Below are 22,687 nucleotides of genomic sequence, written 5' to 3'. Positions count from 1 at the left end.
GAATTCCAATGAACAGAAGCTCTTTTGTTCTCCCTTCCAAGGGAAAACATTCTTCAACTTCCCCAAGAAGGAAATGGATCCGGCAACGCATCCCAGGACGCAGGACCGGATTCGTATTCTTTTTGAGTAAGCAGACAGAGATCCAGATCAGCGCGCAGGGTGGCTTCGTCCATGTCGATGCCGATGAAGACCAGTTCCTGCCGGCGATCGCCATGCTCGCCATCCCACAACAGCTGCACGCGTTCACGCCATTCCGAGTCGGCCGGCCAACGCTCTTCCGGCACCGCCGCATACCAGCGCCCGGCCAACTCGTGGCGACCGATCGCGCCGGCCAACTGCCACGATCCGGCGTAGTCCGGCCGTGTCGCCAACCAGAAGAACCCTTTCGCACGGACGACGCCCGGCAATGCGCCACCGAGGAATGCGTGCAGCCGGGCCGGATGAAACGGTCTACGTGCGCGATACACGAAGGAGCGGATTCCGAACTCCTCGCTTTCCGGCAGATGCGCCCCCAGCAGCGCTTGATGCCACCCGGCCGCGTTTTGCGCCCGTGTGAAATCGAACAATCCAGTCTCCAGAACAGCGGAGAGCGGAACCCGACCTTCCACGCTCGATACGATCCGCGCCCCCGGGTTGAAGGTGGAGAGCAGCACACCCAGGCGCTGCAACTCCTCAGCCGTGACCAGATCGGACTTGTTGACGACCAGAACGTCGGCGAACTCGATCTGCTCCACCAGCAGGTTCACCAACTTGCGATCGTCACCCTCGCCCGCCGTCTCGCCGCGCGTGGCCAGATCGTCGGTCGAGCCGTAGTCCCGCAGGAAGCTTTGCGCATCCACCACCGTCACCATGGTGTCGAGACGGGCCACGTCGTCCAGAGAGACGCCCAGCGCGTCGCGGAAATCGAAGGTCGCTGCAACAGGCATCGGTTCCGAGACGCCAGTGCTCTCGATCAGCAGGGCATCGAAACGCTTCTCCGCCGCGAGGCGCGCCACCTCGCGCATCAGATCCTCGCGCAAGGTGCAGCAGATGCAGCCATTGCTCATCTCCACCAGCTTCTCTTCCGTACGCGACAAGCCGCCGTTCGCTTCGACGGTCGACGCATCGATATTCACCTCGCTCATGTCGTTGACGATCACCGCCACGCGCCGTCCGTCCCGGTTGGCCAGCACATGGTTCAGCAACGTGGTCTTTCCCGCGCCCAGGAAGCCGGACAGCACCGTCACCGGAAGGCGAGGATCGATGGATGAAGGGCGATGGTTCACGAAAACGCTCCTATCTCGGGTTCGATCAACAGCACCGGCCCGGCGGTGGTGCACGCAGGATCGGGTTGGAGGCGAAGGGCGCGGCGGCGGCGGATGGAGGAGCGCGCGCCTTTCAGAATCAGCACGGCAAACGGGTCCGCCTCGCCTCCCGCGACGATCCCGTGCAGATCTGGATGCCGCCAGCACATCGCACCGTCCCCGTAGCGACAGAACAAGCGGACGTCCTGCGGCTCGCCATCATCGATGAACGCGCCGAACCGGACGCGAAGGCGCGGGGCCGCCGCGACATCGGCCAGAAGCGACGCGAATCCAGTCACCTCGCGCTCGAACCAGGATGGGCAGCCATTCGGCAGCGATTGCGCCAACCGCCGGCCCAGGATGTCCGGCTCTCCTGACACGACCAAGGGCGCATGGTCGGGGGGAAGCGCCAGGGAGATCGAATCAGCCAGCCATTGCGGGTTCGGTTCGCGCGCCCAGATCGCCAGGCCGACGGCAGGCCGGACAATGTCCAGCAGAACGGCCGGATCTCCTGCGGCAACCACATGCAGGGTCGGCGAAACACCCGGCGGCGCGGGGGAAAGGTCTGGTCCACTTTCCATGCGGAGAAACAAGGACAACCGAACCTCACAGGAAGATCGAACATAGCGCAACGTTATACTGTTTCAATTCTTCCTGGCAACCATAGCTGGCAAGACGCCTCACATCACACATTCTTCGGCTCTGGATATCGTATACGACTAGCGGTCCAGCGATCCATATGCTTGAACCACAAGCTTTGCGCTGCCTGACTAACCCCGTCACTTGCATGCTGACCGTCTCCAGACCCAATGGACCCAACGCGATGACCGTCACCCCCCTCGACGCTCTGCGACGCTGTTTCCCCGCGCACGGCATCGACGGCTATCTGGTGCCGCGCGGCGACGAGCATCTCGGCGAGGACGTGCCCGCCTGCGCCGAACGGCTCATGCTCCTGTCCGGCTTCAGCGGCTCGGCCGGGCTGGCGATCGTCCTCCCCGATGCCGCGCTGCTGTTCACCGATGGCCGCTACACGCTGCAGGCCCCCGTCGAGACCGGCCCGGCCTGGCAATGCCTCCATAACGGCGAGAACCCGCCGGCGGACTGGCTCGACGCACAAGGCCGTGCGCCTCTTCGGTTGGGTTACGACCCGATGGTGATCGGCCGCGCCGCCCTGGACGCCCTCGAAGGCACCTGGGGCACGCTGGTGCCGATCCGCCCCAATCTGGTGGATATGGTCTGGCCGGATCGCCCTGCCCCGCCCGCCACGCCGATCCGGATCCAGGACGCCGCGCTGGCCGGCCGCACGGTGGCCGAAAAACTCGCTCTGGTGGCCGAAACGCTCCGTGCGGCGAAAGAGGATGCGGCGGTGCTGAGCGACCCGGCCGCGGTCTGCTGGCTGCTGAACCTGCGCGCGCGAGACCTGCCTTACACCCCTGCGTTGCTGGCGCACGCCTTGGTGCGCAGCGACGCCACCGCCACCCTGTTCGTCGACGCGGCACGGCTGGACGATCCTCTGCGCGCCCATCTCGGCGACGCGGTGCGCATCCTGCCGCCGGACGCGATGCCGGGCGAGATCGGCGCTCTGGCCGGCGCCCGCGTGCGGATCGACCCGGCTCGCACCCCGGTGTGGTTCGAGCAGACGCTCCAGGACGCGGGCGCCACCCTCTCGGACGCGCCGGACCCGTGCCTGACGCCGCGGGCCTGCAAGACCGACGCCGAACTCGACGCGTTCCGCGACGCGCACCGCCAGGACGGCGTCGCGCTCACCCGCTTCCTGTGCTGGGTGGAGCAGAACGGCATCGGCCAAACGGAGATGGCCGTCTCGGACACGCTGCTCGGTTTCCGCATGGCAACGAGTGGCTGCTCCGGCGCGTCCTTCGCCTCCATCGCCGCCACCGGCCCGAACGCGGCGCTGATGCACTACCACCCCGCCGCCGAAGGCAGCGCGCCGCTCGCGGCGAACGCCCTCTTTTTGATCGACAGCGGCGGGCAATATGCGGGCGCCACCACCGACGTGACCCGCACCGTCTGGCTCGGCGACGCCACGCCCCCGGATGCATGGCGCGACCAGTTCACCCGCGTGCTGCAAGGGTTGATCGCCTTGAGCGAGGCGGTGTTTCCGGACGGCACCAGCGGCCACAGGCTCGACATGCTGGCGCGCGAACCGCTCTGGCGCGCGGGTCTCGACTTCGACCACGGCGCAGGCCACGGACTCGGTTCGTTCTTCGGCGTGCACGAATGGCCGTCCGCCTTCTCGTTCAGAGGACCGAACGGGCCGGTGCATCGTTCCATGGTGCTGACCAACGAGCCCGGCTACTACAAGCCCGGCTCGCACGGCATCCGGCTGGAGAATGCGATGGCGGTGGAAGCCCGCGCGGTCGGCGGCGAAAAACCGGTCTGCGGCTTCGAGACCCTGACCCTGGCGCCGATCGACCGACGTATGATCGACGTGGCTCTTCTGGACGACGACGAGCGACGCTGGCTGGATCGCTACCATGCCCGGGTGCTGAAGGAGATCGGTCCGCATCTGGACACGATGGAACGCGCCTGGCTCGAACGCGCCTGCGCGCCGCTGGACCGGCGCTGAACGTGCGGGCGCATCCCGCGCAGGAACGGTCGTTCCTGGGCCACCCAAGCGGTCTGGCCGTGCTGCTCAGCACCGAAATCTGGATGTCCTTTGCCCAGTACGGCCTGCAATCGATCCTGGTTCTGGCCTTGTCCATGTCCATTCTGCGCAATGGCGGCGCGCAGCAGGTGCTGGGCCTGCCGACGCTCGAGCACTGGCTCGGGCTCGGCGCTAGCGCCACGCCGCAGGCGGGTGCCGCGCTGATCGCGGGCCTGTTCGGCGGCCTGATCTATGCGGCGCCGATCGTCGGCGGCGTCGTCGCCGACCGTTTTCTGGGTCACCGCCCGTCCATCATCGTCGGCCTGCTGGGCGTCTTCTGCGGCATGCTGCTGCTGACGATGCGGCCACTCTTGCTGGTCGGCCTGCTCTTGTTCGTCATGGGCGTCGGACTTGCCGGCACCACCAAGGCCCAGCTCGGCGAACTCTACACGACCGAGGACCCACGCCGCTCCAACGGGTTCCAGCTCTACAACCTGGCGCCCGCGATCGCGGTGTTGTTTGCCCCGATCGTCTGCGGCACGCTGGGCGAGAGCTTCAGCTGGTCGCTGGGCTTCCTGGCCGCCTCGGCCGGCGCATTGCTGGCCTTCCTGACCTATGTGACCTTCAACCGTGCCATCCGCCCGGCCAGCGAAACCGGCGCGCCAGTCTCCGACGACAGGCCCGCCGGCCGGCTCGCCGATCTGACCCGCCGCGACTGGCTGATGGTGCTGGGGCTGGTCCTGCTACTGCCGGTGCTGGCACTCGACTCGGTCGGCAACATGGAGATCTTCGACGGCTATCTGCTCTGGGCCAAGCAGCATTACGATCTACGCTGGTTTGGACACCAGATGCCGGTGAGCTGGCTTCTTTCGGCCGATGCGTTCATTTCCATGGGTGCAACGACGCTCTCGATCGTGACATGGACCTATCTGGAACGGCGCGGGCGTCCGGTACCGGATATGGTGAAGATCGCCATCGGTACGGCGCTGTGCGCCCTCGCGACCCTGCTGCTGGCGGCGGCACCCACCGGCCGCGTCGGGCTCGGCTGGGGGCTTGCCTTCCACATCATCAACGATATCGGCAACACCAACACCTACATGGTGTCGATGGCGCTCTATTCGCGTCTGGCGCCAGCGCCGTTGCGTGCAACGATTACCAATGCCTGTGCGCTGCAGATCTTCCTGGCGAACATGGTCGTTGCTCAACTTGCCAGCCGGCTCGGCACACTGGGCCCAGCCCGATTCTGGATGCTGCACACGATCCTGATCGCCTTCGCAGCGGTTGTACTAACAGGAATTATCGTGGCCGGGCGCGTTCTGCGCACGCGACGCCCGGTCGCCGGTTTGGCTGCCTGATCCTCAGCTCTTGGCTGCGCCGCCCGTGACGTCCTGCACCGTCTCGTGCGCGGCCTGCTGGGGCGTCTCGTTCTTCTTGGCCATCTTCTCGATCGCGATCGGCAATAGCTTGGCGATCACCGGCAGCAGCGGCGCCAGCGGTAGGCCGGTGCAAGAGGCCAGAAACTTGGCCTGATCGCTGGTCAGGACGCGCTGCACTTCCTCGGTGGTCAAAGGTTGTTTCGGGCCGGGCCCTGTCCAGGATCGTGCCTTGTCGCCGAGACCCGCCTTGTCGAACTGCTGGTAGAGCTTTTCCAGCCCGGCCTTGCCGCCCTCGGACTCGAGCATGCGCGTGAGAACGCCGGCCAGCGCCTCTTCGCCGCCCGCCATCGCCATGGCCTTGCTCTTCAGACCGTTCAGAAATCCGCTCATCGTTCCGCCCCTCTCCACAGGTGCCGGATCTCGCCCGACACGGGAAAAGACGGAAAAGGCCGTCCAAAAGTTCCAGGGCCGGTGCCCACAAGCACCGGCCCTGGTTTCGATGCGATCGTCACGAGGCCCGGAGGAAGCCGTGCTGCATCTCCGGGCCGTTCTCCGCCTTACTTGTCGTAGCCGGCGCGGCGCATGGTCCGCTGAGTGGCGGCGTTCGCCTGAGCCAGACCGCTATCGACCGAGGTGCTGCCCACCAGGGTCGCTGCCACGGTCTGTCCGACCTGGGTGCCGATGCCCTGGAACTCGGGGATGTCGACGAACTGGGCGCCGACATAAGGCCGCGGCTGCGCGGTCTGGCCGTTCGGGTTGGAATGCTCGATCGCCTGGAGCACGAAACCGGCGAACGGAGCAACCTTGGTGTATTCGGCGTCCTTGTAGGACGAGGTGCGGGTTCCGGGCGGGATATTCACCCAGCCATCGGTGTCGCCGACCAGCTTGATGTAGTCCTTCGAGGTTGCCCAGGTGATGAAAGTCTTCGCCGCCGCGACGTTATGCGAAGTCGAGGGGATTGCCAGGTTCCAAGACCACAGCCAGGTCGGACCACCCTTGAACGAACCGCTCGGGATCGCGGCGAAACCGACCTTGTCGGCGACCTGGCTCTGCTTCGGATCGTACAGCGTGCCGGCGGCGGAGGTGGCGTCGATCCACATCGCGCAATGGCCGGAAGCGAACAGAGCGAGGTTCTCGTTGAAGCCGTTGCTGGCGGCGCCCGGCGGGCCATCGTTCTTCAGCAGCCCGTCATAGAAGGTGATCGCCTTCTTCCAGGCGTCGGTGTCGATCGCCGGCTTCCAGTTCTGGGTGAACCACTGGCCGCCGAAGGACGTCACGAGCGTCGTGACATAGGCCATGTTCTCGCCCCAGCCCGGCTTGCCGCGCAGGCAGATGCCGTAGGTGCCGGCCGATTTGTCGGTGAGCTTGTCGGCGAACTCCTTGATCTGATCGTAGGTCGGCGCCTCGGGCATGGTCAGCCCGGCCTTGGCGAACAGATCCTTGCGATACATCGTCATCGCGCTCTCGGCATAGAACGGGAGCGCGTAGACATGGTCCTGATACGAGATGCCCTGGCGAACCGCGCCGATGATATCGGACATGTCGTAGGACGCCGGCACGTCGTCGAAATTGACGAGCCACTTCTGCTTCGCCCAGATCGGAACCTCGTAGTTGCCGATGGTGAGGATGTCGAACTGGCCGCCACGGGTGGCGATATCGGTCGTGACGCGCTGGCGCAGCACGTTTTCTTCCAGCGTCACCCAACGCAGATGGATGTCGGGATGAAGCTTCTCGAACTGGGGAGCCAGCTTCTGCATCTCGATCATCTGCACGTTGTTGACCGTGGCGATGGTCAAGGTCGTGTCCGCGTGTGCCGCCACCGGCGCGGCGCAGCCGATCGCAGCGCTGACGGCCAGCGCGATAGTCCTGTTCTGCATGACGTTTCCTGTTTTTTGGTTTGTTTTTGCAGTCATTCGGTTACCGGCAAAGGATCAGCTCATCCAGTTGCCTCCATCGATATTGTAGCACTGCGAAACCACGTAGTCGGCATCGGCGCTGGCGAGAAAGGTTGCGAGACCGCCGATCTCGTCCGGTCGCGCCATGCGGCCGAACGGCACCGAGGCGCCCACCACCCGCTTCTTCTCGCCGGGTTCGAGCCCCTCGTAGCGGGCGAACATCGCATCCACGTGCTCCCAGTGCTCGTTATCGACAACACCCGGTGCGATCGCGTTGACGTTGATGCCATAGCGTATCAAATCGAGACCGGTGCTCTGGGTCAAGCTGATCACCGCCGCCTTGCTGGCACAATAGACCGCCACCAGCGGTTCACCGCGACGCCCGGCCTGAGACGCGAAGTTGATGATCTTGCCGGCAGCGCCGCCGGATTCGGGACGCCCCTGCCGGATCATTTGCTTCGCCGCCGCCTGGAGCGTGAACAGCAGCCCCTCGACGTTCACCGCGAACACGCGAGCATAGCTCTGGCGGCTGATCTCCACCGTCGGCCCCATGTCGAAGATGCCGGCGTTGTTCACCAGAATATCCAACCGGCCATGACGCGCCACCACGGTCTCGATCAACGAATCGATCGATTCCTGCTTCGTCACGTCGAACTCGACTCCGGAACAGCGGCCGCCGATCTCCAGCGCCGCCGCTTCGGCGCCCGCGCGGTTGAGATCGGCGATCACCACGATCGCCCCTTCCGCGACATAGCGTGCGGCGATCGCCCGTCCGATGCCGCGCGCGGCGCCGGTGATCACCGCGACCTTGTCCTGCAACGTTCCTGCCATGTTCGTGTCCTTCTCGTTCTGGTTCGGCGTTCAGTTCGGCGCGACGCAAGCACGCGCATAGGAGCGCAGCACGTCCCGCACCGCCTCCATGGCAAGACGCTTCGGCGTCGCTTCCACCGTTCCGTTCGCAACACGCTCCGCCAGGAGCGGCAGATACTGGCTCAGCAAGGTCGGCGGAATGGCGCGACCGGCGAGCCGTTGCTCCAGAGCAGCGACAGCGGCGACAGCTTCCGGTTCCGGCCAGTAGTATCGAATACGGTCGCTATAGGAGAAATGGCGCAGTACCCGCTGTTCGTCGGGCGATCCGGCGTAATGCGACCGCCACTGCGCCGGCCGCGCCAGCATCAGCTTTTCCATCGCGTCGAACAGGCGTTCCCCGCCCGGCGACAGAACGGCAGCGATCGCATCCAGCCCATACAGCGTCTCGCGAAGCGCGAAACTGAGCCCCGGTCCGACCTTCAGGATCGGGTAGCCGGTCTCGACCAAGGCCCTGAGCGCCCGGGCCGGCTGGTAATCCGTGGAATGGGCCTCGAACACCAGCCCGGGCAACCGCCCGAGCGTCGCCGACAAGGCTCGGGCCGCCTCGGGGCGGAAGATCGCGACCTCGTCGTGTCCGAACTCGACACCCGGCTGCACCACCATGGCGATCACCCGGTCCCAGGCCGAAGGCGCCAGGGCCTGGAACGCGCGCTCATGCACCGCATGGGTTTCCAGCACCGCCTCCGGCGCCGTCGGCACCATATGGTCCAGCCCCTCCGTCGCCCCTCCGGGCGTCGGTACCTCCGTGCCGATCACATAGGCCGCGGCGCCCGGCGCCACACTTTCGGCACGGGCGGCGAGGCGGGCCGCACGCTCGGCCACCACCGCATCGCCGAGCGCCGCAGGCTCCCCCGCGCATCCCATCGAACAATCCAGATGCAGCTTGGTGAAACCCGCCCGCACGTAGCTCTCCACCATGGCCTCGGCGCGCGCCATCGCCTCCTCAGCCGGCAGGGATTTCCAGGGATTCGGCCCCAGATGATCGCCGCCCAGGATCACCCGGTCGCGCGACAGCCCGGCACGATCGGCCAGACACCAGACCAGATCGCGGAAATCGGCCGGGCGCATGCCGGTATAGCCGCCCTCCTGGTTCACTTGGTTGCAGGTGGCTTCGATCAGGGCGACCCCGCCATCGTCGCGCGCCTGTTCCAGCGCCGCCTCGATCACCCAGGGATGCGCCGAACACACGGAGGTCACGCCCCGGAACGTCGTTCCCTGTCGAAGCGAGGAGAAACGTTCGAACGTCGTTTCCATAACGGATCCTTCTCTAGCCCTGCGCCGCGATCAGCTCATCGAGTTCCGCGAACCCGGCCGTGCCTTCCATCGGCCCGCGCCGCCCTACCGCCAGGGCGCCGCTGGCATTGGCGTAGCGAAGGCTCGTCTCGACCGTGCGGCCCATCAAACGGCAGGTCGCGAAGGTGGCGCCGAAGCAGTCGCCGGCACCGGTCGGGTCGATCTCATCGGCCGGAAAAGCCTTCTGGAAACGCACGCCGTCGCGATCGTGAAAGCTCGAGCCCTCGGCACCGCGCTTGACCACGATGCCGCCGATGCCGAGCCCAAGCAGTTCGGCGATGGCCGCGTCTTCCGTCTTCGCATCGCTCAACAGAAACAATTCCGGTCCGCTCGGCATGAACAGATCGCACACGCGCAACATCGCCTGCAGCGCATCCTTCATCCCAGGAGCCTGCAGCATCTCCTTGCGCATGTTGGGATCGAACGACACCGTTCCATTGCGCGCCTTGACCCGCGCGATGGCCGTCTGCGCCGCATCGCGCAGAGCAGGAGAAAACAGCGACGACCCCATCACATGCAGGTGCCGGGCGCGATCGAGCAGCGCATCGGCTTCGGGGGTCAAACGGGTCATGCCGGCGGCACTATTGCGGATGTTGAACACGAAATCCCGCTCGCCATCGGGTCGATAGCGCACGAACGCACTGCCGGTCGCCTGACCGGGCATCACGGCGATGGCGCTCACATCGACCCCGTCCGCGCGCAGCCGGTCGATGTTCAGCCGTCCGAAATCATCGTCGCCCACGCAGGAGATCAGACCGCAGGGATGGCCAAGTCTGGCGACCTGATCGATGAAGATCGCTGGCGCCCCGCTCGGATAGGGGCCGGACAAAGGCTGGGATTCGCGAAAACCGTGGCCGCGCGTCTCGGCCAGGATCTCGACCACGATTTCGCCCAACGTGACGATCATCATCCAACCTTTCGCCAGCCCGGAAGAACGCCCCATCACCCGTTCCCTGCCGGAAACAAAAGGAATGAACGGGGGACGCCGAGCCCAAGCGTGGCTACCGCGCCGCCGGGTTTCCGTCAACGAAAGTTTTCGCGCGTAAACTTCTTGTTCGCCTTGCTCCCCAAGCGCCATGCGATAGGCTCCCGGTCATGAAGACGCCGCTTCGCAGCATGGACGAACTCGCGAGGGCTTCCGGTCTCTCCCGCCCCACCCTGTCCAAATTCTTCCGCGATCCGGACTCGGTGAAACCGGCCACACGCGCGCTGATCGAGTCGAGCCTGGAACATTACGACTACCGGCCCAACCTGATCGCGACCAATCTCAGCCGCCCGACATCCCGGATCATCGGCATCGTCGTCCCGTCCGTCACCGATCCGTTCTACGCGGAGGTGACCCGGCTGATCGACATGCGCTGCATGCGCGCCGGGTATCTGCCGATGCTGCTGCAAAGCCATGGCGATCCGGCGATCGAGAAGCGCGCGCTGGAGACCCTTCGATCGCTTCGTGCGGCCGGCGCCATCGTCGCGGCGTTGGGCACGAAAACCGAGCGAGCGGCCCGGCCGCCTGCGCAGGCGCTTCCCATCGTCTATCTCGACACCCCGGTCCGAAGCGGCGTGTCGTTCGTCGGCACCGACAACAGGCAAAGCATCGGCCTCGCCGTGTCGCATCTGCTGCACACCGGCACGCCGCCGGTCTTCGTGGCGATGCCGCCGGTGAACCGCAATGCGACCGAACGACGCGAGGCTTTCCTCGCCGCCATGCACGCAGCCGGACATGAGGGCGAGGTGCTCGATCCGACCGGCCCGCATCATTGGGATTTCGAGCGCGCGGGCCAGGAGATCGCGACACGTTTCCTGCGCCAAACGGCGGACGGGCAGAGAACCGTGTTGTGCGCCAACGATCGTCTGGCTTTCGGCGTTCTGTCTGCCGCAGCACAGGCCGGGCTGTCCGTCGGGCGTCACGCCGCCCTGCGCGTCGCCGGGCACGACGACCACCCGCTCAGCCGCTACACCTGCCCGTCGCTGACGACCGTCGCCCAGGATTATGCCGGTCTCGGCGAGTTGGCGATCGACAATCTCTGGAACATGCTGGCGGGCGGACCGCCGGAAGCGCGAAAACTGCCCGCCCGCCTGATCGTCCGGGACTCAGCCTGACACGACCCGGACGCCGATGAAGGCGGAACTTCGATCCGGCCCACGCTCTCTCCCGCATGATCCTGGGAGACCGCGCGATGACCGACACGACGCCGCTGATCGTCAACATGCACACCGCGCCGGAAACCGAACCGGACATGCCGCCGGGATGGACGCATTACCGGCGCGCCCTGACGCCGGCTTTGCGCCAGGCCGGGCCGGGGCGCTTCGGGATGGGGCGGCTCGGCCTGAACGCGCGTCGCGTTCCGCCCGGACACAGCGCCTGTCCCGCGCACACCCATCTCATGGCCGACGAGATCTTCGTGGTGCTCGAAGGACACGGCGTGTTCCGCTACGGCGACGAAATGCACCCGATCGGACCGGGCGACTGCATTTCCTGCCCGGCCGATACCGGCATCGCGCACCAGCTCGCCAACCCGGCCGACAGCACGAGCGATCTCGTTTATCTCGCCATCGGCGCCGAACCGCCTGCGGAGATCTGCACCTATCCCGATAGCGGTGCGATCGGCATCGACGCCTTCGGCCGTCACGGCTTCCTCCGCGACGCCGATTACTACGAGGGGCAACCCGTCCCCACCCCGCCGCTGACACGCGGCACCGCCGGCTGAGGCCGGATACGAAAAAGCCCGCATCGCCACGAGGACGATGCGGGCTTTTCGCGTCACGCCGGGCCGTGTGGCCCGGCGCGCAATCGATGTCAGGCCGCCTGAGCCATGCCGCGCAGCACGTATTGCAGGATGCCGCCATGGCGGTAGTACTCGACCTCGTCCAGCGTATCGACGCGGCAGATCACCGGCACGTCGATCTTGGAGCCGTCGGCGCGGGTGATCGCCAGGGTCAGGGTCATGCGCGGCGTGATCTTGTCCAGGCCGCGAATGTCGATCACCTCGTCGCCCTTCAGACCCAGCGTCTGGCGGGTGGTGCCCTCCTCGAACAGCAGCGGCAGGACGCCCATGCCGACGAGATTGGAGCGGTGGATACGCTCGAAGCTCTCCGCCACCACGGCGCGGATGCCGAGCAGGACGGTGCCCTTCGCCGCCCAGTCGCGCGACGAGCCCATGCCGTATTCCTTCCCGCCGAACACGATCAGCGGCGTCCCCTCTTCCTGGTACTGCATCGCCACGTCGTAGATCGAGGCCTGCTTGCCGTCCGGGTAGTGCTTGGAGATGCCGCCTTCGACGCCCGGCACCATCTCGTTCTTGATGCGGATGTTGGCGAAGGTGCCGCGCATCATCACTTCATGGTTGCCGCGGCGCGAGCCGTAGGAGTTGAAGTCCTTCTGCGCGACCTGATGCTCTTCCAGATACACGCCGGCAGGCGCGCTCTTCTTGATCGCACCGGCAGGCGAGATGTGGTCGGTGGTGATGTTGTCGCCCAGCAGCGCCAGGACACGGGCGCCGACGATGTCGCCCTTGTCCTTCGGCTCCATGGCGATGCCCTCGAAATAGGGCGGGTTCTGCACATAGGTGGAGCCGCTGTTCCACTTATAGGTCTCGGACCCGGTCGCGACCTGCAGCGCCTGCCATTCCTTGGTGCCCTTGGTCACCTGGCCGTAGCGCTCGATGAACTGCTCGCGGGTGATGGAGGTCGCGATCAGATCGGCGATCTCCTTGTTGGACGGCCAGATGTCGCGCAGATAGACCGGCTTGCCGTCCTTGGAGGTGCCGAGAACGGCGGTGGTGATGTCCTCGCGGATGGTGCCCAGGATCGAATAGGCCACCACCAGCGGCGGGCTCGCCAGATAGTTCGCCCGCACGTTCGGGCTGATGCGGCCTTCGAAGTTGCGGTTGCCGGACAGCACGGACACGGCGATCAGCTTGTTGTCCTCGATCGCGTCGACGAGATTGTCGGCGATCGGGCCGGAATTGCCGATGCAGGTGGTGCAGCCATAGCCCACCGTGTTGAAGCCCATCGCATCCAGCTCCGGGCTCAGACCGGCGCGGTCGAGATACTCGGTCACCACCTGCGAACCCGGCGCCAGCGAGGTCTTCACCCACGGCTTCGGCGCCAGCCCCAGCGCACGTGCCTTCCTGGCCACCAGACCGGCGGCGATCAGCACGGCGGGGTTGGAGGTGTTGGTGCAGGAGGTGATGGCGGCGATCACCACGTCGCCATGACCGATCTCGTAGTTGGTGCCGGCGACGGCGACCTTCTTATGCGCGTCGTTGGCGGGCACGCCGAGCGAGCCGGCCAGCTCGGTCTCGAACGCGCTGGCCGCGTTCTTCAGCGCCACACGGTCCTGCGGACGCTTCGGACCGGCCAGCGACGGCTCCACCGTGCCGAGATCGAGTTCCAGCGTGTCGGTGAAGACCGGGTCCGGCGTCGTGCTGTCGCGGAACATGTTCTGCGCGCGCAGGTAGGCCTCGGTCAGACGGACGCGATGCTCGTCACGGCCGGTCTGGCGCAGATAGTCGAGCGTCAGCGCATCGACCGGGAAGAAGCCGCAAGTCGCGCCGTATTCCGGCGCCATGTTGCCGATGGTGGCACGGTCGGCGACCGGCAGCGTGTCCAGGGCCGGGCCGTAGAACTCCACGAACTTGCCGACCACACCCTTTTTGCGCAGCATCTGTGTAACGGTGAGCACCAGATCGGTGGCGGTGGCGCCTTCCGGCAGCTTGCCGGTCAGCTTAAAGCCGATCACGTCCGGGATCAGCATGGCGATCGGCTGGCCCAGCATGGCCGCTTCCGCCTCGATGCCGCCCACGCCCCAGCCCAGCACGCCCATGCCGTTCACCATGGTGGTGTGGCTGTCGGTGCCGTAGAGCGTGTCCGGATAAGCGAAGGTCTCGCCGCCGACGGTCGCGGTCCACACCGCCTGGGCGATGTATTCCAGGTTCACCTGATGGCAGATGCCGGCACCCGGCGGCACCACGGTGAAGTTCTCGAACGCTTCCTGGCCCCAGCGCAGGAACGCGTAGCGCTCGCCGTTGCGCTCGAACTCGATCTCGACATTACGCTGCAGGCTGTCCGGCGTGCCGGCCACGTCCACCATCACCGAGTGGTCGATCACCAGATCCACCGGCACCAGCGGGTTCACCTTCTGCGGATCGCCGTTCAGCGCGGTGATGCCGTCGCGCATGGCGGCCAGATCGACCACGGCGGGAACGCCGGTGAAATCCTGCATCAGGATTCGGGCAGGCTTGAACGGCACTTCCTGCGTGCTCTGGCCCTTGGCGAGCCAGCCCGCGACGGCCTTGGCGTCGTCGACAGTGTAGGAACGCGCATCCTCGAAACGCAGCACGTTCTCCAGCAGCACCTTCAGGCTGACCGGCAGGCGGCTCACGTCGCCGATGGCGGCCTCGGCTTTGGGGATGGAGAAATAGTGGTAGGTCTTGCCATCCACGTCGAGCGTGCTGCGCGTGCCGAGATTGTCCTGACCGACCGATTTCATGAAGCTGTTCCCTTCCGAGGCATTCACATCCACGCCCCTGAACGACACACCGGGGCGACCGGCATCGTGGGTCGCTGGACCGGAACAGGCAGGAAAACGCGTGGCTGAATTTCGATGGGCCTAGAACATACCGACATGCCGAACCGAGACAAGCGCGCCGCCCGCTCGGGTGACCTGCCCGGCGCGCTCGACAGCTCGGCTCTCATGGCCGACGCGCTCACCGTGCTGCGGGCCGATCGGCTGGTGCTGGACCGGATCTCTTTCGCCGTTCCGGCAGGCGGCGCGCTGCTGATGGTCGGGCCGAACGGCGCCGGCAAGTCCACCCTGCTGCGCGCTTTGGCCGGTTTGTGTCCGCTCGCCGCCGGCACCTTGTTCTGGCACGGCGACGACGCACTGCGCGATCCGCCTGCCCACGCCGCCCGGATCGGCTTTCTCGGCCATGCCGACGCGCTCAAACCCGGCCTGACCCTGCGCGAGAATCTCCACCTGGCCGCGATCCTGTCCGGCCGGCCGACCGATCCCGTGCTGGACGCGTTCGATCTCGCCCCCCTCGCCGATCTCCCCGCCCGTCTCCTATCGGCCGGACAGAAACGCAGAACCGCCCTTGCCCGTGTGGCGCTGAGCGGAGCGCCGCTCTGGCTGCTGGACGAACCCTCGCTCGGCCTCGACGCCGCCGCGATCGAGCGGCTCGGCGCGGTTCTGGCCGCGCATCGCCGGACGGGCGGGCTGGTGATCGCCACCACCCACGTGCCGCTGCCGCTGCCGGGTGCCGAAACGCTGGTCCTGAGCCCATGACCCCGCCCGGCTCCCTGCGCCGCTGGGGCGCGCTGCTCGAGCGCGACCTGCGCCTGTCTCTGCGCCACGGCGCCGACACACTCGCTTCCGCCTTGTTCTTCGTGCTCGCCGCGTCCCTGTTTCCCCTGGCGCTCGGCCCTTCGCCTGAACTGCTGCGCCGCATGGCGCCAGGGATCGTCTGGGTCTGCGCGTTGCTCGCCGCCCTTCTGCCGCTGGACCGCCTGTTCGGCGCCGAACTGGAAGACGGGTCGCTCGATCAGCTCATGCTGTGCGGCCTGCCGGCGCCAGCGGTGGCGTCCGCCAAGATGGCGGCGCACTGGCTGGCAACGGGACTGCCTCTGCTGATCGCCACCGTGCCGATCGCCCTGATGTTCGGCCTGCCCGGCGGCGAGATCGCCGTGCTGGAAGCAGGACTCGTTCTGGGTACGCTGATCCTGTCGCTGCTGGGCGGCATGGCGGCATCCGTGGTGCTCGGCGCGCGCCGCGGAGGCGTGCTGCTGCCGCTGCTCGTGCTGCCCCTCGCCACGCCGGCGCTGATCTTCGGTGCCGCCGCCGCTGATGCCGCCGGGGCCGGACTCGATTGGCGGCCGGAACTGCTGCTTCTGGGCGCTTTCGCCGCGCTGGCCCTGCCGCTCTGCCCGCTGGCGGCAGGGGCGGGATTGCGCGGGGCGGTGGAATAGCGGCATGGAAAACCGTCCGCCTGCCGCATGGAGGCCCATCCGCACCCCTGGCCCGCATCCTCGTTCGTCTTCCGCCTGGGCCAACCCATATCCGGATCGGACGGTCAGGACGGAATGACGCGATCGAGATCCGGCAGCACGCGACCCCCACCCGTCAATGCGCCCGACTGGCCCCCGTCATGCGTCGGGGGAACAGAACTCTCGGGCCGAAACGAACGTCATGTTTCGTAGCAAAGGAGCACCAAGATGCTGATCGCCCAGATTCTCGAACAGAAAGGCCCGGAAGTCGCCAGCCTGCGCCCGACCCATAGCGTGGCCGATGCGGTGGCGCTGATGGCGGAGCGTCGCATCGGCGCGGTCGTGATCGAGGACGGCGACGCGATCGTCGGGATCTTCTCCGAGCGCGATCTGGTGAAGCTGCTCGCCCGCGACCGTCACACCGCGCTGGATTCCGCCCTGCGCAAGGTGATGACCGCGCCGGTCATCACCTGCCATGCCGGGGACCGCATCGATCAGGTCATCGCTCTGATGGGCCAGCGTCAGGTGCGCCACATGCCGGTGATGGACGGCAAGCGCATGATCGGCATCGTCAGCATCCGCGATCTGGTGCGGGCGCGTTTCGCCGAGAAGGAGCTGGAAAACGCCACGCTGCTGGACATCTCCCGCATGCATGGCTGAGCCGGGGCTGAACCGGGGCGGGAGGGACGGCGAACCGCCCCTCCCGGACTCGCGTCTTACTCGGCCGCTTCGGCCGGAACCCGCCGCACGGTGGTCTTCTTGTTGGCGGCGATCTCCGCCATGCGCTGATCCACGTGCTCGGCGTAGTTGTATTCGGCCGGGCGCTGGTTCTCGAGCGAGATCTCCGGCGCCATCGGGCCTTCGGTCTGCGGACCGCCCAGCGCCACCTTCACGAAGTGCAGCGGGCGCTTAAAGGCATCCACCACGGCGCTCGACTCGTAGCCGGAATGCACCATGCAGTCGGCACATTTCTCGTAGTTGCCGGTGCCGTACTGATCCCAGGCCGTGTCGTCCATCAACTCCTTGAAGGTCTTGGCGTAGCCTTCGCCGAGCAGATAGCAGGGCTTCTGCCAGCCGAACACGTTGCGGAGCGGCTTGCCCCACGGGGTGCAGTGATAGGTCTCGTTGCCGGCCAGGAAGTTCAGGAACAGCGGCGACTGGGTGAACTTCCACTTCTTACCTTTGCCGAGGCGGAAGGTGTCGCGGAACAGCTGCTTGGTCTTCTGACGGTTCAGGAAGTGCTCCTGGTCCGGCGCGCGCTCATAGGCATAGCCCGGCGCGGTCATGATGCCGTCCACGCCCAGCGCCATCACCTCGTCGAAGAACTTCGCGAGACGCTCCGGCTGCGCGCCGTCGAACACGGTGCAGTTGATCGACACGCGGAAGCCGCGCGCCTTCGCCTTACGGATCGCCGACACGGCGCGGTCGAACACGCCATCCTGGCAGACCGAGGCGTCGTGCATGGCCTGATCGCCGTCCAGATGCACGTCCCACGAGAAGTACGGGCTCGGCTTGTAATCGTCGAGCTTCTTCTCCAGCAGCAGCGCATTGGTGCAGAGATAGATGTATTTCTTGCGCGCGATCAGCTTGGTGATGATCTCGGGCATGTCCTTGTGCAGCAGCGGCTCGCCGCCGGCCACGGCGATGATCGGCGCGCCGCATTCGGTGTCGGCGTCCAGACATTCCTGCACGCTCAGACGCTGGTTCAGGATCGGCGCCGGATAATCGATTTTGCCGCAGCCCGCGCATGCCAGATTGCAGCGGAACAACGGCTCGAGCATCAGCACGAGCGGATAGCGCTTACGGCCGGTGACGTGCTGCTTGATGACGTAGGAGCCGACCCGGACGGCCTGCATGATGGGGACCATGCGTACTTCTTCTCCTGCTTGCGCGCGACCGAGCTCGCCCGGCGCGATCCCATGAGGATGGAGGCGGTTGGCCGAACTCCACAATCACGGAATCGAGAACACAGCGCGTCGATAGGCTGATCGACGGATAGAACACCGCCATTTGCGCCGCGTATAGGACGATCTGCACCAGTCCGGCAAACGAAACCCTGCAAACCCATGGCAAATCGGCAACAGGTTTCGCGACAACACTGTTGCAAGGAGCCGATTATGTCTAAAGCAGGTCCGCATCGGTCGGACCGCGTTCGCGCCCTCCGACCCGCAACCAGACCGGCCTCATGACGAAAAAGCGCGCGGCCGGCGCAGTTGGATACGCTGGACCATGGCAAATTCCGTTCCGGGCTCCTCGAAATACCCCTTACTGGACCGTGTTTCGTCGCCGCTGGATCTTCGCAATTTGAGTGCGGAGCAGCTTCGTGTGGTTGCGGACGAGCTTCGGGGCGAGACGCTGGACGCGGTTTCGGTGACGGGCGGGCATCTGGGTGCGGCTCTGGGCGTGGTGGAACTCACCGTCGCCCTGCATGCGGTGTTCGACACGCCGTATGACCGGCTGATCTGGGACGTGGGCCACCAGACCTACCCGCACAAGATCCTCTCCGAGCGCCGCGACCGCATCCGCACGCTACGCCAGCCCGGCGGCCTGTCCGGCTTCACGCGCCGCTCGGAGAGCGAATACGACCCGTTCGGCGCGGCACACTCGTCCACCTCGATCTCGGCCGGCCTCGGCATGGCCGTGGCACACGAGCTGCTGTCCGATCAGAGCGAGGCCGCCGGCCAGGGGGCCCTGCCGCAGCGCAACGTGATCGCCGTGATCGGCGACGGGTCGATCTCGGCCGGCATGGCCTACGAGGCGATGAACAATGCCGGCTCGTCCAAGGCCCGGCTGATCGTGATCCTGAACGACAACGAGATGAGCATCGCGCCGCCGGTCGGCGCGATGTCGGCCTATCTCAGCCGCATCATGTCGTCGCGCTCGTTCCTGAGCTTGCGCGAACTCGGCGGCAAGGTCGCGCGCCGCCTGCCCACCACCATCGAGCGCACCGCCAAGCGCGCCGACGAATACGCCCGCGGCATGCTCACCGGCGGCACGCTGTTCGAGGAGCTGGGCTTCTACTATATCGGCCCGATCGACGGCCATAACATGGACCACCTGCTGCCCGTGCTGCGCAACCTGCGCGACGCGGACGAGCAGGGCCCGGTGCTGCTGCACGTGATCACCCAGAAGGGCCGCGGCTATGCGCCGGCGGAAGCCTCGGGCGACAAGTATCACGCCGTGCAGAAGTTCAACGTGGTCACGGGCGAGCAGACCAAGGCGCCGCCCGGCCCGCCCTCCTACACCAACGTGTTCTCCCGCGCCCTGCTGGCCGAGGCCGAGCACGACCCGCGCATCGTGGCGATCACCGCCGCCATGCCGTCCGGCACCGGGCTCGACGCCTTCGCGAAGCGCTTCCCCGACCGCTTCTTCGACGTGGGCATCGCCGAGCAGCACGCCGTCACCTTCGCCGCCGGCATGGCGACCGAGGGCATCAAGCCGTTCTGTGCGATCTATTCCACCTTCCTGCAGCGCGGCTACGACCAGGTGGTGCACGACGTCGTGCTGCAGAACCTGCCCGTGCGCTTCGCGATCGACCGCGCCGGCCTCGTGGGCGCGGACGGCGCCACCCATGCCGGCGCGTTCGACCTGAACTATCTGTGCTGCCTGCCCGGCATCGTGGTGATGGCGCCCGCGGACGAGGTCGAGCTGATGCACATGACGGCCACGGCGGCGGCGCACGATGCCGGCCCGAGTGCCGTGCGCTATCCGCGCGGCAACGGGCTCGGCCTGGCGCTCCCCGCACGCGGCGAGGTGCTGCCGATCGGCGTGGGCCGCATGGTGCGGGAGAGGCCGAAAGGCGAGAAGGGCGGCATCGCCATCCTGTCGCTGGGCACGTCGCTGGGCGAGGCGCTGAAGGCCGCCGACGAGCTGGCCGCCCGCGGTCTCGCCCCTACGGTCGCCGATGCGCGCTTCGCCAAGCCGCTCGACACCGCCCTGATCGACCGTCTCGCCCGCGAGCACGACGTGCTGATCACCATCGAGGAAGGCGCCGCTGGCGGCTTCGGGGCGGCGGTCATGCACCATCTCGCCCACGCAGCCCTGCTCGACGGCGTGCGCATGCGACCCCTCACCCTCCCCGACCGCTTCATCGACCACAACACACCCGCAGCCCAAATCGCAGAAGCCGGACTGGACCAGAAAACCATCGTCCAGACCGCTCTGGAGGCGATCGGTCTGAACGGAGCTGGTAGCAGCGATGCAGGCGAGGGCTTGCCTTTGCACCGCGCCGCGCCGAAATGCTGAACCCATGCTCGTTACAATGATGTTCCCGACCCTTCGCGCCGCGACGATCCGTCTCGGTCTGGCCGCGTCCGCGGCGCTCCTGCCCATGGCGGCGCAGGCGCAGATCCAGCCCGCCACGGCTGCCGTCGCTTCCGCTGCGGCCGGTTCGCCCACGGCGCCGATCGACACGCTCTATGCGGGGCTGGGCCGGATCGAGCATTCGCGCGGCAGCTTCGCCGAACGCGCCCAGATCCTGGCCCCCTCCATTGAGAACGCCTTCGATCTTCAGACCGTGCTGCAGAACTCGGTCGGCCTGCGCTACCGCACCATTCCGGACGCGCAGAAGACCGAGCTGTTGAACCAGTTCCGTCAGTTCACCGTCGCGCGCTACGTGTCCAATTTCGCCCCGGGCGGCAACGACACGTTCAAGGTCGATCCGGCCGCCACCCCGGCTGCCGTGCCGGGCGAGCAGATCGTCCACACCCACATCATCGCCGGCGGCGCCACCACCGACGTGAACTACGTGATGCGTCAGGGCCCGCAGGGCTGGCGCGTGGTCGATGTGCTGTTGAACGGCAACATCAGTCAGGTCGCGGTGCAGCGCGCCGATTTCAGCTCCAGCCTGGCATCCGGCGATGCATCCGCACTGATCGCCAGCCTCAAAAAGAAAACCGCCGCCTTCCAGGGCGGCTGATCCTCCCCCGAAGCGCCGCTCCCCAATCGGGCGGGATCTGCGCCCGATGTCGACCAGAAAGGACGGACAGCGACGCATGACGCCAGCCAGCGCTCCGTTCGAGATGACGGGACGTGCGATCGCGGCGCTCTGCGGCATGGTGGCCACGTTCGGCTGCATCCAGGCCGGCGTTGGCGCCGTGCTGCTGCGCCGCTTCGTGCGCGGCGCCGCCCGACGCCGTCACGAGACCGCGCCGGCCTCTCCCATCACCGTGCTCAAGCCGCTGCACGGCGACGAGCCGATGCTGGAACAGGCGCTGGAAAGCTTCTGCCGTCAGGACCACCCCGATTTCCAGATCGTGTTCGGCGTGCAGAACCCGGCCGATCCGGCGATCGCCGTGGTACGCCGCCTTCAGCGCCGTTTTCCCCGGCTGGCGCTCGATCTGGTCGTGTCCGCCGAGCAGCACGGACCGAACCGCAAGATCGGCAATCTGATCAATATGCTGCCGGCCGCACGCCACGACCTCCTGGTGATGTCGGATTCCGACATCCATGCCGAGCCGAACTATCTGCGCGCCGTTTCCGAAGCCCTGCACCGGCCGGGCGTCGGTCTCGTCACCACGCTCTACGGCGGCATCCCGTCCGACGGTACCCTCGCCCGCCGGCTGGCAGCGGCGCAGGTGAACCATAATTTCCTGCCCGGTGTGCTGATGTCGCGCCTGCTGGGGCGTCAGGATTGCCTGGGCGCCACCATGGCGCTTCGCCGGGACACGCTCGCTGCGATCGGCGGCCTGTCGGTTCTGTCGCCGCATCTGGCGGACGATTCGGCATTGGGTCAGGCAGTGCGGGCCGAGGGTGCCACCATCGCCATCGCAGACACCATGACCCGCACCACTGTGTCCGATGCCTCGCTCGGCGCCATGTATGCGCACGAGCTGCGCTGGGGCCGCACGGTCCGCAGCGTCGAACCGCTCGGCTACGCCTTGTCGTCGATTCAGCTTCCCTTGTTCTGGGCCACGCTCGCGGTGCTGGCAGCGCCTTCCGCCGGTTGGAGCTGGGGCATCCTGGCCGGGGTATGGATCTGGCGTGCGGGCGCGGCCCATATCATCGACGGCGCCGTCCGTTCGCAGCCGGTTCTGTCCACCGCCCTGCTGCCGCTGCGCGACTGGATCTCCGCCGTGGTGATGCTGAACAGTTTCCGCGGCGGCACCGTGGCGTGGCGTGGACACGTGATTTCCGTGCCGGCACGCAGCCGCATCGCAGCCCGGCCCGCGACGCCCGGCACGCCCAGCCATGCCGCCGAGCCCGTCGCCACGGTCACGGACCAGCCCGCCCGACCGTTTGCTCAGACAGCCGAGTGAGCTTTACGCGCCACGGTTCCGGCCCATATGCGGGAAAGAGCGTGACGCGCGCGCGAACCCGTCGTATTGAGCCCGGCTGCCTCCGGCCCCCGCCCGCCCGGACGCTCGTTGCGCGATCCAAGGA

General features: G+C 66.7%; 19 protein-coding genes. 10 read left to right on the top strand and 9 right to left on the bottom strand.

What is annotated here, in order from left to right; translation table 11 throughout:
• Positions 1–53 precede the first annotated feature (53 nt).
• Both zigA and ACZ5BM_RS10650 read right to left on the bottom strand, forming a co-directional pair.
• Positions 54–1,244 (bottom strand): zinc metallochaperone GTPase ZigA, encoded by a 1,191-nt coding sequence (zigA, locus tag ACZ5BM_RS10655; RefSeq protein ID WP_498911584.1) that lies wholly within the window; start codon positions 1,242–1,244, stop codon positions 54–56.
• A gap of 17 nt (positions 1,245–1,261) precedes the next feature.
• Positions 1,262–1,882: a hypothetical protein gene (locus ACZ5BM_RS10650; protein WP_498907913.1), complete on the bottom strand. Its 621-nt coding sequence runs from the start codon at positions 1,880–1,882 to the stop codon at positions 1,262–1,264.
• Positions 1,883–2,106: 224 nt separating this feature from the next.
• Between ACZ5BM_RS10650 and ACZ5BM_RS10645 the strand changes: the two genes are divergently transcribed.
• Entirely contained in the window at positions 2,107–3,870 is a 1,764-nt protein-coding gene (locus ACZ5BM_RS10645) for a M24 family metallopeptidase (RefSeq protein ID WP_498907911.1), read from the top strand.
• A gap of 2 nt (positions 3,871–3,872) precedes the next feature.
• On the top strand, positions 3,873–5,243 hold the full coding sequence (locus ACZ5BM_RS10640; protein ID WP_498907910.1) for an MFS transporter: 1,371 nt from the start codon (positions 3,873–3,875) through the stop codon (positions 5,241–5,243).
• A 3-nt stretch (positions 5,244–5,246) separates the two neighbouring features.
• Here ACZ5BM_RS10640 and ACZ5BM_RS10635 read toward each other — a convergent pair whose 3' ends face one another.
• The 5 genes from ACZ5BM_RS10635 to ACZ5BM_RS10615 all read right to left on the bottom strand — a co-directional run bounded on the left by ACZ5BM_RS10635 (position 5,247) and on the right by ACZ5BM_RS10615 (position 10,400).
• Positions 5,247–5,672 carry a YidB family protein gene (locus ACZ5BM_RS10635; protein ID WP_498907909.1) on the bottom strand — a complete coding sequence of 142 codons (426 nt, stop codon included), beginning with the start codon at positions 5,670–5,672 and terminating at the stop codon, positions 5,247–5,249.
• Between the two features lie 149 nt (positions 5,673–5,821).
• Positions 5,822–7,141, bottom strand: a complete 1,320-nt coding sequence (locus ACZ5BM_RS10630; RefSeq protein WP_498907908.1) for an ABC transporter substrate-binding protein — start codon at positions 7,139–7,141, stop codon at positions 5,822–5,824.
• 54 nt (positions 7,142–7,195) lie between these two features.
• Positions 7,196–7,990, bottom strand: coding sequence for a sugar alcohol dehydrogenase (locus tag ACZ5BM_RS10625; protein ID WP_498907907.1), 795 nt, complete (start codon positions 7,988–7,990; stop codon positions 7,196–7,198).
• A 30-nt stretch (positions 7,991–8,020) separates the two neighbouring features.
• The gene (locus tag ACZ5BM_RS10620) at positions 8,021–9,283 is read right to left on the bottom strand and encodes a D-tagatose-bisphosphate aldolase, class II, non-catalytic subunit (protein WP_498907906.1); all 1,263 of its coding nucleotides are present in this window, start codon (positions 9,281–9,283) and stop codon (positions 8,021–8,023) included.
• Positions 9,284–9,296: 13 nt separating this feature from the next.
• The gene (locus ACZ5BM_RS10615) at positions 9,297–10,400 is read right to left on the bottom strand and encodes a tagatose kinase (protein WP_498907905.1); all 1,104 of its coding nucleotides are present in this window, start codon (positions 10,398–10,400) and stop codon (positions 9,297–9,299) included.
• A gap of 17 nt (positions 10,401–10,417) precedes the next feature.
• Between ACZ5BM_RS10615 and ACZ5BM_RS10610 the strand changes: the two genes are divergently transcribed.
• A complete protein-coding gene (locus ACZ5BM_RS10610) occupies positions 10,418–11,422 on the top strand; it encodes a LacI family DNA-binding transcriptional regulator (RefSeq protein WP_498907904.1) in 1,005 nt (334 codons plus the stop codon).
• Positions 11,423–11,499: 77 nt separating this feature from the next.
• Entirely contained in the window at positions 11,500–12,030 is a 531-nt protein-coding gene (locus ACZ5BM_RS10605) for a cupin domain-containing protein (RefSeq protein ID WP_498907903.1), read from the top strand.
• Between the two features lie 89 nt (positions 12,031–12,119).
• Here the strand turns inward: ACZ5BM_RS10605 and acnA are convergent, their stop codons facing one another.
• The gene (gene acnA / locus ACZ5BM_RS10600; RefSeq protein WP_498907902.1) at positions 12,120–14,813 is read right to left on the bottom strand and encodes an aconitate hydratase; all 2,694 of its coding nucleotides are present in this window, start codon (positions 14,811–14,813) and stop codon (positions 12,120–12,122) included.
• Between the two features lie 204 nt (positions 14,814–15,017).
• Between acnA and ccmA the strand changes: the two genes are divergently transcribed.
• The 3 genes from ccmA to ACZ5BM_RS10585 all read left to right on the top strand — a co-directional run bounded on the left by ccmA (position 15,018) and on the right by ACZ5BM_RS10585 (position 16,966).
• Positions 15,018–15,608: a heme ABC exporter ATP-binding protein CcmA gene (ccmA, locus tag ACZ5BM_RS10595; protein ID WP_498911582.1), complete on the top strand. Its 591-nt coding sequence runs from the start codon at positions 15,018–15,020 to the stop codon at positions 15,606–15,608.
• A complete protein-coding gene (gene ccmB, locus ACZ5BM_RS10590; protein ID WP_498907900.1) occupies positions 15,605–16,288 on the top strand; it encodes a heme exporter protein CcmB in 684 nt (227 codons plus the stop codon). The genes ccmA and ccmB overlap by 4 nt, the downstream gene beginning before the upstream one ends.
• A gap of 246 nt (positions 16,289–16,534) precedes the next feature.
• Complete coding sequence (locus ACZ5BM_RS10585; protein WP_498907899.1) at positions 16,535–16,966, top strand: CBS domain-containing protein; 432 nt, start codon at positions 16,535–16,537, stop codon at positions 16,964–16,966.
• A 56-nt stretch (positions 16,967–17,022) separates the two neighbouring features.
• Here ACZ5BM_RS10585 and hpnH read toward each other — a convergent pair whose 3' ends face one another.
• Positions 17,023–18,162, bottom strand: a complete 1,140-nt coding sequence (hpnH, locus tag ACZ5BM_RS10580) for an adenosyl-hopene transferase HpnH (RefSeq protein WP_498911580.1) — start codon at positions 18,160–18,162, stop codon at positions 17,023–17,025.
• A 373-nt stretch (positions 18,163–18,535) separates the two neighbouring features.
• On the opposite strand from hpnH, the gene dxs reads away from it, so the two are divergent.
• From dxs to hpnI, 3 genes are all read left to right on the top strand, one after another.
• A complete protein-coding gene (dxs, locus tag ACZ5BM_RS10575; protein WP_498907897.1) occupies positions 18,536–20,551 on the top strand; it encodes a 1-deoxy-D-xylulose-5-phosphate synthase in 2,016 nt (671 codons plus the stop codon).
• Positions 20,552–20,555: 4 nt separating this feature from the next.
• Entirely contained in the window at positions 20,556–21,224 is a 669-nt protein-coding gene (locus tag ACZ5BM_RS10570) for an ABC transporter substrate-binding protein (protein WP_498907896.1), read from the top strand.
• Positions 21,225–21,327: 103 nt separating this feature from the next.
• Positions 21,328–22,563, top strand: a complete 1,236-nt coding sequence (hpnI, locus tag ACZ5BM_RS10565; RefSeq protein WP_498911578.1) for a bacteriohopanetetrol glucosamine biosynthesis glycosyltransferase HpnI — start codon at positions 21,328–21,330, stop codon at positions 22,561–22,563.
• The last annotated feature ends 124 nt before the right edge of the window (positions 22,564–22,687 follow it).

The sequence above is a fragment of the Lichenicola sp. GTC18331 genome (assembly GCF_055386855.1).
Note: the sequence above shows the minus strand (reverse complement) of the source record. Positions and strands in the feature narration are given on the sequence as shown.